Raw genomic sequence first — 15,179 nt, 5'->3', positions numbered from 1 at the left:
AATTAATTCACATAGAGAAATTCATCATTATTCACTACTAAGAAATTCTCTTTCCGTTTGACCTGCGGTCAGATCCTTAAACACCGTCATGATGTTAAAGACTGTGAAATAAACGTTTTAGCGAAGACGGGATATCGTGCTTATATACCGAACCCGTTCTTTTTATAACGTCTGCGTAGTTCTGTAACTTGAACCGGGCTAATCGGGTCATACCGTTAAATTGAACTTAACTAAATCAAAAAAAGAGGAACGACCATGAGAGACACCATCGCTTTTATCTTTGCAGCAGCTGTGTTTGCATTCGCCACAGTCCCCCCTGACCACTCAATGACGTGGCAGGGCACGTACAAGGGCGAAACTAAGGACAAGCTTGTGAAGGTCTACCACTATGAGATTGCTGGCTCAAGAGACGACGCGGCAATGACTGATCGGCGCTGATGGATTCTGCCCGCACGTCTACTTATTCATCGTGCAGTAATAGTCGCTAGCAACGCAGATTTTGAGAGCGCTATAAGCTATAGTAACCAACTAGGAATACTGACAATTTAAGTTAATCAATACACACATTTCAAGTAAATCTCTTGGTGTGCACATCACCACACGAATACAATGAAATCCTAACCATATGTTTTTATTTATATTTTATATTATTAACTTTAATAATGATACATTGCTGACATAACTGTGTAGTATTTATTCTATTGAAGGAAACCAATTTAAATGTAATTCTTCGATGTAGCATCTGTGAATGCTCTTAATGAAACTCCAATAGGAAATCAATAATGAAAAAAAATCTGTTTATCATTACGTTCTCCATCTTACTTGTTAACCTTACAGGGTGCTCTGCACTGAAAGAAAAAGCCGCCAATGCAAGCCAGGAACGTGCTGCTAAGTTCTCGAATGAAGAGCTGTGTGAACACTATAAGGAAGACACCAATATGTACTATATGGAAGCCAATAAAGTCGAAGTAGAGAAAAGAGACCTAACCTGTAACTAGGGATAAATCTTGTAGACACTCAGTGCAGGTCAATCAGTATCAAAAATATATTTATATTCCATCGCATGGTAATAACTATGCTAGCGAGCACTGCTACTAATGATGTGTCAGGTAAGTGAGAAGCTTACGTTTAATGTAACGAAGCTGAACAAAATAATTTGATACGGCCTGAAGTTTCTAGACACCTTTCAGGCTACTAAAATAGATATTTTCATACCCTGTTGGCGATAATCGCCCGTTGCTAGCATGACGCCTTTGGGGCTTATAAGCAATCTCGATATAGTTAAAAATACCCAGCCGAACTTCAGCCGTTGTTTTATACTACCTGCCACGTACTTTCTCCTTCTTCAGATTAAAAAACTCTCTGCTACGGCGTTATCATGATAGTTTCCACGACGACTCACGCTTTACTGGATATAAAACTCCAGTAACGTTCTGCATTTTCGACTCAAATATTGGCAACCCGGTTCGGTTGCTTTATCTTAGTAAGCAGTTGTTGGTCTTTAATCTGCCGATAGCTTTGCGGGACTTTGAGCCAGGCGTATTAGCTACTTGGATGAAGACCCAGATTGCGACAAAGTACTCTAATCGGGTAGCGAACACTGCGAGATTTTATGAAAGCGTATCCTTCTTTGACTCGTTAGCAAAGAACCTTTCGGCTTCCTTTAATATGTCTCTTTCTTGCTCGGTTTGTTTAAGCTGCTTCTTTAAACGGACAATTTCGGCCTGAAGGTCATTGTCTTGCTTGCGAGCTGTAAGTGGTTTGGAAAACTTCGATACCCAGTTAGATAACATTTTGCCAGAGATCCCTAAACGAACCGCAACATTGTTCACTGAATAACTATGTTGAATAACCTGATTGACGGCTTCTTGTTTAAATTCGTCGGAGTAGCCACTTCCCTTTGTCATAGTTCTATCACTTATGGTTTACCATAACAAGTGTCTATGAGTCTCAGGCCTTACCACTGCTCATATCCCCACTACCTCCCCACTATCTATGCACCCCAGATATAACAAATACCCACATTAGCAGCGGGCATTCTGTTATTCATCTAATCAGCCGTAATCAATCTGAATAGATAATGGACCTTTGTTACTCATTAGCGATCACTACGTCGTATGATGCGTTATCACAATTACCGTTTCGGGCAGTAGAGACAATACGGGCTAGCTCTATGCCATTGCCGTCATTAACCACTACGGCACCTTGATTGTTTACCACAACTTCAATGCTCGCCCGATAGGCTTGAGAGGAATCTGTCGACAACGTATAACTTGCGCCCGTGTCCATCGAGAGTGTCCAGGTAGCTTTAACGTGACTATTGTTGCTACCTCCAGCATGTTGCTGCGCTATTGCTTGTCGTAGATCTGGGTTGGCAGACAATGCCTGTTGCAACATCGCAAAAATTTCCATGCTATAACTAAGTCGATCTACGTCACTAGTTAAATCTTTTTTTATCTCTTGGAAGTGATTTCCGCTGCCACCAAGCGAATTTAATGTACCGCCATATGATTGAACAAATTGCTGAGTATTAGTTAAACAGACTGAATCTAGCTTCTCTGTTTGCTGCTTAACTATCTCTGGAGTTAAGTAAGTTGGAGCTTCGTTATCTGGTTCAACTGGAATATTGTAACCTTGAGGAGCAACTTCAGCAAAACCGGTGAACGTTTCCTCATAAGTAATACGTTCTGGCTCACCTTGACTAACCACTTCTGGAGTTTCACCTAACTTAATATCATACGCTGGCGCTACGTCAGTTGTTGCTTTCGGAGTTGGCTCTAAGGTTGCCATTTCACTTGGCAGTATACCGACTGATGTAACCCACCCTTCTTGCGGATAACCATTCAGAATAAAGCGCTCTTCTTTCTGTGCTTCCCACTTGGATTTCTTGAAACTCTTCGTTTGAATCGCACCGGGGCCATCCTGAGAAACGACCGAATTAGATATGAGAGTCATTCGGTCTTCAGGCGGAACTATCGTAAGCTGTACAACGTCACCCGGACCGTCAGTCGTCGCCAATGGAATATTGACATCCATTGCGACAGGCTTAACGAGTGGCTGCTCACGCCCTTTGCGTGGTTCACCACTCACAATAGGTGTGCCCGGAGTTCGGTTGTTATCCAGTTTGATCGGTGTTGTCAGTCCATACTGGTTAGCAACACGGTCAGTATTAACCTTTGCACGCTCCAGAGATATCTGAGGATCCTTACCATCACGGATATCTTGGTTCAAGATGTCACGAACAGTGATTGCAGCAGCGTCGTAGGTCCCTTCACTGGTGATTAATCCCAGGTCACTCATGTACTGATGAAGCTCAGCCATAGGCGTAAGCGTAGCTTGATTAATTAAACGTTCTTCAGACTTAAGCAGAGCATGTTTATCTTCTGGTACCGGCACTGAGTATGTGCCAATGAACTCATCACTAACTTCAAAAGGAATCGGCTGAGGAGCTTGTACAACTTCACCATGAATAACTGGTACAAGGTTACGTTCAAGGACTTGTGTGACTGGCTCACCTTGTGGGCGTAAGCTTGGTACAGCGTCAATAACCGCAGGGGGGAGCAACTGCTCATCTTTAGGAATTGGAGTAAACTGTACTTTAGCCACAGGAGCCTCACCTAACTTAATATCATGCGCTGGCGCTACGTCAGTTGTTGCTTTCGGAGTTGGCTCTAAGGTTGCCATTTCACTTGGCAGTATACCGACTGATGTAACCCACCCTTCTTGCGGATAACCATTCAGAATAAAGCGCTCTTCTTTCTGTGCTTCCCACTTGGATTTCTTGAAACTCTTCGTTTGAATCGCACCGGGGCCAATCTGAGAAACGACCGAATTAGATATGAGAGTCATTCGGTCTTCAGGCGGAACTATCGTAAGCTGTACAACGTCACCCGGACCGTCAGTCGTCGCCAATGGAATATTGACACCCATTGCGACAGGCTTAACGAGTGGCTGCTCGCGCTCTTTGCGTGGTTCACCACTCACAATAGGTGTGCCCGGAGTTCGGTTGTTATCCAGTTTGATCGGTGTTGTCAGTCCATACTGGTTAGCAACACGGTCAGTATTAACCTTTGCACGCTCCAGAGATATCTGAGGATCCTTACCATCACGGATATCTTGGTTCAAGATGTCACGAACAGTGATTGCAGCAGCGTCGTAGGTCCCTTCACTGGTGATTAATCCCAGGTCACTCATGTACTGATGAAGCTCAGCCATAGGCGTAAGCGTAGCTTGATTAATTAAACGTTCTTCAGACTTAAGCAGAGCATGTTTATCTTCTGGTACCGGCACTGAGTATGTGCCAATGAACTCATCACTAACTTCAAAAGGAATCGGCTGAGGAGCTTGTACAACTTCACTATGAATAACTGGTACAAGGTTACGTTCAAGGACTTGTGTGACCGGTTCGCCTTGTGGGAGTAGATTTGGCGCTGATTGCTCACCTTGCTTAAAAGGCGTATCTATTTTTTGAGTTGAATCCCCCATATGACCATTCGAAGATTCCCCCTCATCACCACCACAACCAGATAAAATCGCTGCAATAGCAGCTGCTAATAATACGCTTCTTTTCTTCATTTCAGTACTACCTTTCAGTCATACCCTTGTGAACCACTATGCAAGCAGCTAATGAGGCGTACCTACCTAATCGTTCGGGTTAATTCGTATCTCTGAATAAAAATACCTAAGTGGTTAAAGTTAAATGATTAATAAAAATTAATAATCGATTATAATTTTTGGTCAAAATGTGAAGGAAGGAACTGGCCTAAAAAGAATAATAGAGGGCGATATTGAATTCGCTTTATCGCGGATAAATTATCGACTGAAAAAGTATTTAGACTTCACACAATCAGCGGTTGTCTTTAAAAAATTACATTGGCTGCTTGATATTGACGAGCGTCGTATTTCGCAGTTAAATTTGGGTCTATGATTATGGGTGGGTTGATGCAAATGGTTAAAATTACGCCCCTGAAGAATAGTACTCAGTCAATAGTGAAAACCATCGTTTATGATTTCAATAAATCACAGAATTAAGTGCACTCTATATAAATTAAACCTAGGAAAGTAGATGTTAGCATTAATGCCGAACATAATATTCCCTGTCCAAATCCACTGTTTTAATTGCCACTATTTATTAACTGTTCACTATGTCCCAATATACAAAAACTCTTGCTTTTGGAAAGCGAAAAATCACCCCCTGAGAACCTAGACCGCGTTGCCGGTAAACAATTTGTTCGTGCTGATCCGTAAACGTCCCTACAGCATTCCCCATCGGTAGCAACTGGTGAACGATTCCATCACTGCGGTTGATAGTGATGTGCCCTTGCCTTTGGGAAAAAGTACAGAGGATTACCTTATCAGGCTTTTCTGTACCGTTAGGGTAAATTTCACAACGTGCTTTTGTAGAATCAGCGTACACACTCGTCGTTGTTACAACATTTAGTAGTAGAGCAAATAAGATTCTTTTCATCCTAACCTCTTACTGTAATGTATATAAGGGAACCCAAATATTGGGGCATCGTGTATATGATGTACAGTTTAGCGATACTTAAACGCTTTTCTATATTGGTCGTTAATAAGTTGCATTGTTTTTTGACTACCACCTCTATCTGGGTGGTATGCAGCGCTAAGTAGTTTATAACGTTTTTTAATTTTACTAAGGTTTTTTAAATCATCAAAAAAATCAAAATCCGATTTGGGAATTTGATTATTTAACCCTGCTGAAAGACATGCAATACGAAGTTTCGCAGTTTGTATCGTTTCATTCGCCTGTGCAACTTTTTTCTTCTCTAACTGGTATTGAATGTTTAAAGCTTCTAACCGTACACAGTATGATTTTGCTAACTTATACGCTTCGAATTTTTCATGTTTCGTCCTGGTATTACGTTTATTATTCGCGTGCTCACCAGCTTTAAAAAAAGATAAGCAACTATTATGACAGTAGGAATTATAAGCATACAACATAGTCCTATTTGGCTATCTGAAAATAATATAAAGGTGCAACCACCAAAAGAGATTAGGATGAGAATGCCAACAACGATTATGATTAACACCTTCATCATCAGGGCCTGTTTAAGGCTTCTTGTCATGTCAATGATAAGCCTGGTAACTAAAAGCGGTAGCCTAGAGTCAGGCGAGATTCCACAAAGATAACATCGTCTTCTAGTATGCTTGCATCTGTCTCCAGCGTCGCGGTTAACTGTTTGTAACTTACTGCTGCACCCGCGCCTAAGTAGACTTTATGAAATGATTCTTTATAAAGTTTATTTTCTGTTTTTTTAGTGAAAGCGGTTTTAATCGTATTAAAACCCACAACACCAAATGGTTTAACCGCCCAATCCTGTCCTTCAAATCGGTAACCTAGATTAACGCCTGAATAAAATCGCTCTGTATCTAAATCTAGGTTAAACGCATCTAAATCGTTGTCATCAGAAGATGTTGACGTATAACCCCCTGTCACTCCTACAATACGGTTGACGCTATAGTCAAACTGAATACCAAATCCAGCTGAATGGATTGTGTCATCGACATTGTCGTCCTCATCAATAAAATCAATCCCCTGTCCAACTAATGATCCTGATACTGTCAAACCATCAAAATTAGTTTGTTCGGCCTGTGCTGTTCCAGCTAAAAGGGCGATAACCGCTGCTGTTGCTAAAGTATATTTCATCATTTTAATGCCTTACTTAATTGGTTACAGATAGGAGCTACATGTTCTTATGACTGCCATTGCTCGTCGAATTGAAGCTTTTTCCATCACTCTCTCCAACCAAAACTGCACTGTGTATGCAAAAAATTTTATTGCCGAGTGATAAGTAGCACTGAGTCAAATCGCTGCTCATCACCAACACTGACAGACTACATCCTCGCTAACTAAACGACTTGTAATTAAAATTAATAATATTAAATTACCATAAAATCAGTTAGTTAACTTTATTCTAATGTTGTTTCTATTATATCCATTAGGGCTCGATAGGAAACGGCGTGGGCTTTCAGACTCTGCGTTGCGCCAAAGTCATCTGGTGAGGGGATTTACTATGTGGTAAATTTCATTTAAGTGATACGCAATTAAATTATGCGGTAATGGGTTTGTAGATAGGGTCTGATGTCGTTAGAGTGAAGCATATGCACTAAGCTTTATATTTATCATGTTTATTTTTTGCCGTTAATCTATAAACATATTATATACAAGAGAGATGAGATTGATATGGATATCAAGGTAAGCTGTGGCGAAGAAGGGGGAAGCTATTTCATTACTGTCGATGACGTCAGATATAAATGTTCGTATGCAGAATCAGCAATTTTGCATACGATGCTGCAGAACAAAGGTAACTTCTACTCCAAAGAGGAGTTAGCGACAATTGGTTGGCCCGGGAAATTGGTGTCAAAAAACTCTGTTCCGGTATCTATCGCTAACCTTAGGAAGATATTTAAGAATCATACGAAATTAGACGTGATCACGAATGAAAAAAATAAGGGCTATGTCATCATCGTCGATAAAGTCAAACTAATCGCTAAGGCAGAAACTACAGAAACCGGAAGACAACATGAACAACCTTCCGTTTCTAACATTAATGTTGCTACGCCGGTATCAACAAGTGGTGTTAATCAATCAAAGCTAAATACTATTAAGATGGTTATGTCAAGATCTATGGCGTATCCACTTTTTGTTGTAAATATTGCTTTTCTTTTATTCGTAATTTCCTACAACCAAAGTGATTTGGAAAATTTTAAAATAAATGTAATAAAGAGTGATAACTATATCGCCGTATCAACGAATGATAGTAACATTCTGACACAATTTAAAAAAGATAAGATTGATAAAAAAACTGATCACGATAGTTTCACCAGCATTGAGAAAGATATAACACTCGCAAAACAAGAAAACAAAAATATCATTTTTATCAATTCATTAGGTGATCGAGTGGTTATTGATTGCCTTGCCGAAGATAAGTTAGTCTCCTATTCCGGAAACGATATTGACGCGATAATCAGTGAGCTCAACGAAAAAGGATGTGAGATATGAAGTACTTTAAGTGGTTCAATGTACTCTGTTTTATCATCCTGATTATCCACGTAATCGCTCCTGATGATGAGGACATTCCCCCTGTTGATGGTTACTTTAAAAGACATGAAGTTATTATCACCAAGGGACAAGATCGAGTTGCACTAGAAACCAATGCAGATTTTCTTGCGAAAGAGAAAAAGTATACGTCAATTGTTACAGTGACGGATATAGACAAAGTAGCTAAATACAGCACGTTCTCTATAGACGGTGATATGTACAGTAAAAATGGCTTTATTATATCTAAGACAAATAAAGTAGAAGAAGCCGATCAGATCAATAAAGAGGTTGTCTTTGCTGCATCTTCATCACCTATCGTTAGTCAAATTCAAAAGTCATTTTTAGGTATTGATATCTACAAAGAGAGACGATATCAATACCTACTCATCAACGACTTTTTTTGCTACTACGATATCGATAAACACATCGCACGTTGTATGGAATAGGTTTTCGTTACTGCAATAACAGTAATTAAGATGAGTGATATGGTAGTTGGTATCCGTTGTTTGTCGACGAACGCAAGTGGTACCACTGGCGAACATGGAAGGATGTAAAACGCTGCACGCTTACGCCATCAAACTTGAACGTGAGCGCAATGAGTTGGCCAGCCGGCTAACCACCATTATCGACAGCAAAGAAGCCAACCAGGTAAAAGACTGGGCTATCTGTGGTATCTGCACCAATTCCCTAGACGGTACTGAAGGCCGCAGAACGAGGGCGTTCAGAATTCTGTGTCAGCTAATTTTGGCTAAATATCTAAGACGTCATCCAAGCGACCTTCAAAATGAATCGCCAGTTGAGACAATGTCATATTCCAATTCTGTATTGGCATTGTCCATTTGTTAGAAGCATTCAATATCCCAGCATACAGTAGCTTGAGCAAGCTATTTTCATTTGGGAACCCTCCCTTAGTTTTGGTCAGTTTGCGGAATTGGCGATGTACGGCTTCAATAGCATTTGTCGTGTAAATAGCCTTTCGGACGTATTCTGGATATTTGAAGTAAACCGATAAATTTGCCCATTTGTTCCGCCAGGAACGAATCACTATTGGGTATTGCTGTCCCCATTTGGCTTCCAAACTATCCAACTCCATCTCGGCCGCTTCTTTACTCACAGCCCGATAGACTGGCTTCAAGTCGGCCATAAACGCCTTCTGATGCTTAGAGGCAACATATTTCATAGAGTTACGGATTTGGTGAATGATGCATTGCTGAACTTCTGTATCAGGATAGATGGTTGCTATCGCTTCTGGGAAGCCTGTTAGCCCATCTACGCAGGCGATCAAGATATCTTCAACGCCACGGTTATACAAATCTGTCAGCACTGATAGCCAATAGTTTGCCCCTTCTGACTCTGATAGGTACAGCCCAAGAAGTTCCTTTTTACCTTCAATGTTTAACCCTAGGATTGTGTATATCGCTTTACTGACATAGCGTCCGTCTTCTTTAATTTTGTAGTGGATTGCATCGAGCCAGACAAACGGATAGAGCGCATCGAGCGGACGTTGCTGCCACTCCTTCAGTTCAGGTATCAAACGGTCGGTAACACCTGTGATGGTGGCCTCAGAGACCTCAATGCCATACATATCTTCGACGTGACCACGGATATCACGGTAGCTCATACCGAGCGAGAACATGGATAGGATCTTACGGTCGATCTCATCGGTCAATTTAGTCTGGTTCTTCTTAACTAACTGGGGTTCAAATGTTCCAGAGCGGTCGCGTGGGGTATCCAGTTCAAACGTGCCGACAGAAGACTTAATCGTTTTCTTGCTTGAGCCGTTCTTACGGTTAGGTTGCTCATCACCTTCAAGGTGCTGTTCGAGTTCTGCTTTCAAAGCAGCTTCTGTGATTTGTTTAATGAGCGGAGTTAAGAAGCCATCTTTACCTGTCAGGTCTTGGCCTGACTGAAGGGCTTTAATAGCTTGTTCTAGATCGAAGTCTTTGTTCATGTGTCATTCCTGTTTTGTATATCATACTGAAATGACACAGATTTCTAAACACTACCCGCAGAACCAGAATGGCCGCATTCGAGACGCACTACTACCAACACATCAACGGGGCGCGCAGTTACCTGGCATCAATACAGTTTGATGCTCCATAACCCTATATCGTCAACCACCATTTTGTTTGTGATTTGGTGGTTAACCCATCCCTGACTACACGCTATATAGGTCGAAGATATGAATAGATCTCAAATCGCTATTGTCACGCTTAAAAAGGCAGCCGAAGAAATTGGCCTGAGCACGAAGACATTGAGAGAAAAAGCTCTTGACGGTCAGTACCCATCCACCGTTATGAGAAAGGTTCACGGTACCTGGATGGTTGATATTGAGGAATGGAACAGATGGCATCGAACGCAAGCGTAGATAAACTTCCTTCTGGAATTGAAATCCACGGCAATAGTCTTCGTATCTCTCACATGAATTTTATTGAGGAAAATTTGGAAGCAGGACGACAAGCAATTTAATGAACGAAAATGACAATGGGGCAAAAGTGAGATAAGAATTCTTGGGGCTTTTTTGGCCGCTCGTTGAAGGGTGACTTTCGCTTTTGGGGCTAAATTGGGGCTTTTGGGGGCGCTAAATGGGACTATATTTTCCATTTTACTGTTTATACACCCAGTATTATCCCAAACAAAAAGCGCCCCAACCGGAGCGCTTCAGATTCAATTTTGGGTTATTCCCAATCGAGGATAACTTTGCCGGAAGCCCCGCTACGCATGGTGTCGAAGCCTTGTTGGAAGTCATCCACCTTGAAATGGTGGGTGATGATTGGCGTCAGATCCAGGCCAGATTGAATCAGGCTCGCCATCTTGTACCAAGTTTCGAACATTTCACGACCGTAGATGCCTTTGATGACCAGGCCTTTAAAGATCACCTGGTTCCAGTCAATCGCCATGTCTGATGGCGGAATACCCAGCAGAGCAATACGGCCACCGTGGTTCATGGTTTGCAGCATTGAGCTAAACGCACTTGGTACACCGGACATTTCCAGGCCAACGTCAAAACCTTCAGTCATGCCCAGTTCTGCCATCACGTCTTGCAGTTTTTGCTCAGCCACGTTCACTGCGCGGGTCACGCCCATTTTACGCGCCAGTTCCAGGCGGTATTCGTTCACATCAGTGATCACCACATGGCGGGCACCAACGTGTTTTGCGACTGCGGCGGCCATGATACCGATCGGGCCGGCACCGGTGATAAGCACGTCTTCGCCAACCAGGTCAAACGACAGCGCGGTATGCACTGCATTACCGAACGGATCAAAAATAGACGCCAGATCATCAGAAATGCCCTCCGGGATCTTAAATGCGTTAAACGCAGGGATCACCAGATATTCAGCAAACGCACCGGTACGGTTTACACCCACACCAATGGTGTTACGACATAAGTGAGTACGGCCGCCACGGCAGTTACGGCAGTGACCACAGGTAATATGACCTTCACCAGAAACGCGGTCACCGATTTCGAAACCACGAACTTCCTGGCCAATCGCAACCACTTCACCCACGTATTCGTGGCCGACAACCATAGGAACAGGAATTGTCTTCTGTGACCATTCATCCCAGTTGTAGATATGAACATCAGTACCACAGATCGCCGTTTTCTTAATGCGAATCAACAGATCGTTGTGGCCCATTTCTGGTTTGTCCACTTCGGTCATCCAGATGCCTTGTTCTGGCTTTAGCTTAGATAGCGCTTTGATTTTCATGTTCTTCACTCAATATACCCCGCGCTGTGCGAGGCAAAAAATACAATGTTTTCGGCTCAAGGCCGTATCACTTCGGGCGGAGTTTTCTCCTCAGCCTGAATCAATACGGCTCCGCACCGGGGATCAGATAAGCCCCATCTCTTTACCGACTTCGATAAAGGCATCAATGGCTTTGTCGAGTTGCTCACGAGAGTGTGCCGCAGACATTTGAGTACGGATACGAGCCTGGCCTTTAGGGACCACAGGGAAAGAGAAGCCAATCACGTAAATACCTTTCGCCAGAGCGCGCTCGGCAAATTCCGCAGCAACCTTCGCATCACCCAGCATAATTGGAATGATGGCATGGTCTGCGCCTGCCATGGTAAAACCGGCCTCAGTCATACGAGCACGGAAGTGCGCCGCGTTGTCCCACAAGTGAGTACGCAGTTCACCGCTTTCCTGCAGCAGATCCAGCACACGCAGAGACGCAGAAACAATGGCCGGAGCCACAGAGTTAGAGAACAGGTAAGGGCGAGAACGCTGGCGCAGCCAGTCGATTACTTCTTTCTTACCAGACGTGTAACCGCCTGATGCACCGCCCATCGCTTTACCCAGAGTACCTGTGATGATGTCAATACGATCAATCACGTTGTGGTATTCGTGGGTACCACGGCCGTTTTCGCCCATGAAACCAACCGCGTGCGAGTCATCAACCATCACCAGCGCATTGTATTTATCCGCCAGGTCACAAATCGCCGGCAGGTTAGCCACCACGCCGTCCATTGAGAACACACCGTCAGTCACGATCAGTTTGTTCCGTGCGCCTTTTTCATCGGCGGCGATCAGTTGCTCTTCCAACTCCTGCATGTTGTTGTTGCTGTAGCGGAAACGCATCGCTTTACATAAACGCACACCATCGATAATCGAAGCATGGTTTAGTGCGTCAGAAATGATCGCGTCTTCTTTGTCCAACAGGGTTTCAAACAGACCGGCGTTGGCATCAAAACATGAGGTGTAAAGAATGGTGTCTTCTTTACCCAGGAACTCAGACAGTTTTTGTTCCAGCGCTTTGTGAGTATCTTGCGTACCACAAATAAAACGTACCGATGCCATACCAAAACCGTGCGAGTCCATGCCCTCTTTCGCGGCTTCAATCAACGCCGGGTGGTTAGCCAGGCCAAGGTAGTTATTAGCGCAAAAATTGAGAACATCTTCACCAGAGGAGATATGAACCGACGCTTGCTGTTGCGAGGTGATAATGCGCTCAGATTTGTAAAGACCCTCAGCTTTGACTTCCTCAAGCTGGTTGCGAATCTGTTGATAAAAAGCAGAAGACATTGCATTTTCCTTCTTTGTTCTTGGGTTGACGTGCAGTCAGTAGGGCCAGAGAACCGATCCTGTTTAGGATCCATTTACACTGTAAACATTCACTACCAGTAAGTGTAATCCAAGCACCAGAAAGGGATTATCCTGATTTGCGGAAAAACATTAGTGAATCATAGGAACAAATAGAGTTTATTATTTTAACATCGCACAAAAAACGCCCTTTTCGGGCGCTTTGGTGTTGAATCTAAGCGGCTAATCAGCCAGGGAAGTGATGGAGCCGAACTTAGAAGAAACCCAGAGGGTTAACATCATAGCTCACCAACAGGTTTTTGGTGTTTTGGTAATGATCCAGCATCATCTTATGGGTTTCACGGCCAATACCTGATTTTTTGTAGCCACCAAATGCTGCGTGTGCCGGGTAAGCGTGGTAACAGTTGATCCACACGCGCCCTGCTTCAATATTGCGCCCCATACGGTAAGCCAGGTTGGTATCTCGGGTCCAGACACCGGCGCCGAGGCCGTATTCGGTATCATTGGCGATAGCCAGCGCTTCAGCTTCATCTTTAAAGGTGGTGATCGCGATAACCGGGCCAAAGATCTCTTCCTGGAAAACGCGCATTTTATTATGACCTGCCAGCATGGTCGGCTGAATATAGTAGCCTTGGCTGATATCGCCCTGTTGCAGCGCAGCAGCGCCTCCAAGCAGTACCTGAGCGCCTTCCTGACGGCCAATCTCCATATAGCTTAGAATCTTATCGAACTGTTCCTGTGAAGCCTGAGCGCCGACCTGGGTATCGGTATCCAGCGGGTTGCCCTGCTTGATGGTTTTCGCACGCTCCACCAGCTTGGTAATAAACTTATCATAAATGTCTTCATGCACCAGCACCCGCGAAGGACAAGTACACACTTCGCCCTGGTTGAAGAAGCCCAGTAAGGTACCCTCCAGACATTTTTCCAGATACGCATCTTCATGATCAAAGATGTCAGCAAAGTAGATGTTTGGTGATTTACCGCCCAGCTCAACGGTGGATGGAATCAGGTTGTCAGCGGCACATTTGAGGATATGGTTGCCCACTTCGGTCGAACCGGTAAAGGCCAGTTTGGCGATGCGGTTGCTGGTCGCCAGCGCCTGGCCTGCTTCAGAACCGTAGCCATTAACCACGTTCACCACACCTGCTGGCAGCAGATCGCCGATGGTTTCCATCAGCACCAGAATAGACGTTGGCGTCTGTTCGGCAGGTTTGAGCACCACACAACAACCGGCCGCAATCGCAGGAGCCAGTTTCCATGCTGCCATCAGCATCGGGAAGTTCCATGGGATTATCTGGCCTACCACACCGATAGGTTCCGGGAAATGGTAAGCGGCCGTTGTCGCATCAATTTCGGCCGCACTGCCTTCCTGGGCACGAATACAGCCGGCAAAGTAACGGAAATGGTCGACGACTAATGGCAGGTCAGCCGCCAGTGTTTCACGGATTGGCTTACCGTTTTCCCAGCTTTCCACATACGCCAGTTTTTCTAAGTTTGCTTCTACGCGGTCAGCAATTTTAAGCAGCAGATTGGAACGTTCAGTCACACTGGTTCTGGCCCATTCTGCACGCACTTCATGAGCCGCATCCAGCGCCAGGCTGATATCTTCCGGGCCGGAACGTGCCACTTTACAGAACGGCTGGCCGTTGACCGGCGATGTGTTATCAAAATATTGGCCGTTGACTGGTTTTACCCACTGGCCGCCAATGAAATTATCGTAATGACTTTTGAAGTTGAAAATCGCGTTGTTCGATCCGGGTTGTGCATAAATCATCGTTCGTTCCTTCTTACTTTCTCGTTCACGTATAAATGGAGTGTTTATGTTTCAACAGCGCCGTTTGAGCTGATTATTGTGGTTATCGATGTTGGGTTGATGATTGCGCAGCAGGTCGCGATAAAAGACAGCATTGCCATACCTTGCTGCACCGTTGCTGTACTGCACAACGCAAATCACAGGCCAGAATGAGAAATCTTGTTGTTAAATAAATGTAAAACTATGATTGCCAATATGATTACAAGAACAGTGTCATCCGGGAACCGAAGTTGGGTACTGCCACCCAGTGTTCCAGTGT

General features: G+C 43.9%; 13 protein-coding genes and 1 pseudogene. 5 read left to right on the top strand and 9 right to left on the bottom strand.

Features of this window, described 5'->3' with window-relative positions:
- Positions 1 to 255: 255 nt before the first annotated feature.
- On the top strand, positions 256 to 438 hold the full coding sequence (locus J0X00_RS03490; RefSeq protein WP_282476325.1) for a hypothetical protein: 183 nt from the start codon (positions 256 to 258) through the stop codon (positions 436 to 438).
- 344 nt (positions 439 to 782) lie between these two features.
- Complete coding sequence (locus tag J0X00_RS03485; protein ID WP_282476324.1) at positions 783 to 998, top strand: hypothetical protein; 216 nt, start codon at positions 783 to 785, stop codon at positions 996 to 998.
- A 177-nt stretch (positions 999 to 1,175) separates the two neighbouring features.
- On the opposite strand, the pseudogene J0X00_RS03480 reads toward J0X00_RS03485, so the two are convergent.
- The 5 genes and pseudogenes from J0X00_RS03480 to J0X00_RS03460 all read right to left on the bottom strand — a co-directional run bounded on the left by J0X00_RS03480 (position 1,176) and on the right by J0X00_RS03460 (position 6,670).
- Positions 1,176 to 1,907: pseudogene (locus J0X00_RS03480) on the bottom strand (transposase).
- A gap of 184 nt (positions 1,908 to 2,091) precedes the next feature.
- Positions 2,092 to 4,575, bottom strand: a complete 2,484-nt coding sequence (locus J0X00_RS03475) for a hypothetical protein (protein WP_282476323.1) — start codon at positions 4,573 to 4,575, stop codon at positions 2,092 to 2,094.
- Between the two features lie 556 nt (positions 4,576 to 5,131).
- The gene (locus J0X00_RS03470; RefSeq protein ID WP_282476322.1) at positions 5,132 to 5,467 is read right to left on the bottom strand and encodes a hypothetical protein; all 336 of its coding nucleotides are present in this window, start codon (positions 5,465 to 5,467) and stop codon (positions 5,132 to 5,134) included.
- Between the two features lie 68 nt (positions 5,468 to 5,535).
- Complete coding sequence (locus J0X00_RS03465) at positions 5,536 to 5,961, bottom strand: hypothetical protein (RefSeq protein ID WP_282476321.1); 426 nt, start codon at positions 5,959 to 5,961, stop codon at positions 5,536 to 5,538.
- 145 nt (positions 5,962 to 6,106) lie between these two features.
- Complete coding sequence (locus tag J0X00_RS03460; protein WP_282476320.1) at positions 6,107 to 6,670, bottom strand: outer membrane beta-barrel protein; 564 nt, start codon at positions 6,668 to 6,670, stop codon at positions 6,107 to 6,109.
- Positions 6,671 to 7,204: 534 nt separating this feature from the next.
- Here J0X00_RS03460 and J0X00_RS03455 point away from each other — a divergent pair.
- Both J0X00_RS03455 and J0X00_RS03450 read left to right on the top strand, forming a co-directional pair.
- The gene (locus J0X00_RS03455) at positions 7,205 to 8,023 is read left to right on the top strand and encodes a winged helix-turn-helix domain-containing protein (protein WP_282476319.1); all 819 of its coding nucleotides are present in this window, start codon (positions 7,205 to 7,207) and stop codon (positions 8,021 to 8,023) included.
- The gene (locus J0X00_RS03450; RefSeq protein ID WP_282476318.1) at positions 8,020 to 8,508 is read left to right on the top strand and encodes a hypothetical protein; all 489 of its coding nucleotides are present in this window, start codon (positions 8,020 to 8,022) and stop codon (positions 8,506 to 8,508) included. Before J0X00_RS03455 ends, J0X00_RS03450 begins: the two co-directional genes overlap by 4 nt.
- 302 nt (positions 8,509 to 8,810) lie before the next feature.
- On the opposite strand, the gene J0X00_RS03445 is transcribed toward J0X00_RS03450, so the two are convergent.
- Positions 8,811 to 10,013, bottom strand: a complete 1,203-nt coding sequence (locus tag J0X00_RS03445; RefSeq protein ID WP_282476317.1) for an IS256 family transposase — start codon at positions 10,011 to 10,013, stop codon at positions 8,811 to 8,813.
- Positions 10,014 to 10,408: 395 nt separating this feature from the next.
- On the opposite strand from J0X00_RS03445, the gene J0X00_RS03440 reads away from it, so the two are divergent.
- Positions 10,409 to 10,531: a hypothetical protein gene (locus J0X00_RS03440; protein ID WP_282476316.1), complete on the top strand. Its 123-nt coding sequence runs from the start codon at positions 10,409 to 10,411 to the stop codon at positions 10,529 to 10,531.
- 209 nt (positions 10,532 to 10,740) lie between these two features.
- Here the strand turns inward: J0X00_RS03440 and tdh are convergent, their stop codons facing one another.
- The 3 genes from tdh to J0X00_RS03425 form a co-directional block, all read right to left on the bottom strand.
- On the bottom strand, positions 10,741 to 11,772 hold the full coding sequence (gene tdh / locus J0X00_RS03435) for an L-threonine 3-dehydrogenase (RefSeq protein WP_136486928.1): 1,032 nt from the start codon (positions 11,770 to 11,772) through the stop codon (positions 10,741 to 10,743).
- A gap of 123 nt (positions 11,773 to 11,895) precedes the next feature.
- Positions 11,896 to 13,089, bottom strand: coding sequence for a glycine C-acetyltransferase (locus tag J0X00_RS03430; protein WP_136486930.1), 1,194 nt, complete (start codon positions 13,087 to 13,089; stop codon positions 11,896 to 11,898).
- Between the two features lie 271 nt (positions 13,090 to 13,360).
- The gene (locus tag J0X00_RS03425; RefSeq protein ID WP_282476315.1) at positions 13,361 to 14,881 is read right to left on the bottom strand and encodes an aldehyde dehydrogenase family protein; all 1,521 of its coding nucleotides are present in this window, start codon (positions 14,879 to 14,881) and stop codon (positions 13,361 to 13,363) included.
- Between the last annotated feature and the right edge of the window lie 298 nt (positions 14,882 to 15,179).

It is taken from the genome of Vibrio sp. ABG19 (genome assembly GCF_029962385.1).
GTDB classification, from domain to species: Bacteria; Pseudomonadota; Gammaproteobacteria; order Enterobacterales; family Vibrionaceae; genus Vibrio; species Vibrio ostreae.
This window is presented reverse-complemented; position numbering and strand designations above follow the sequence as displayed.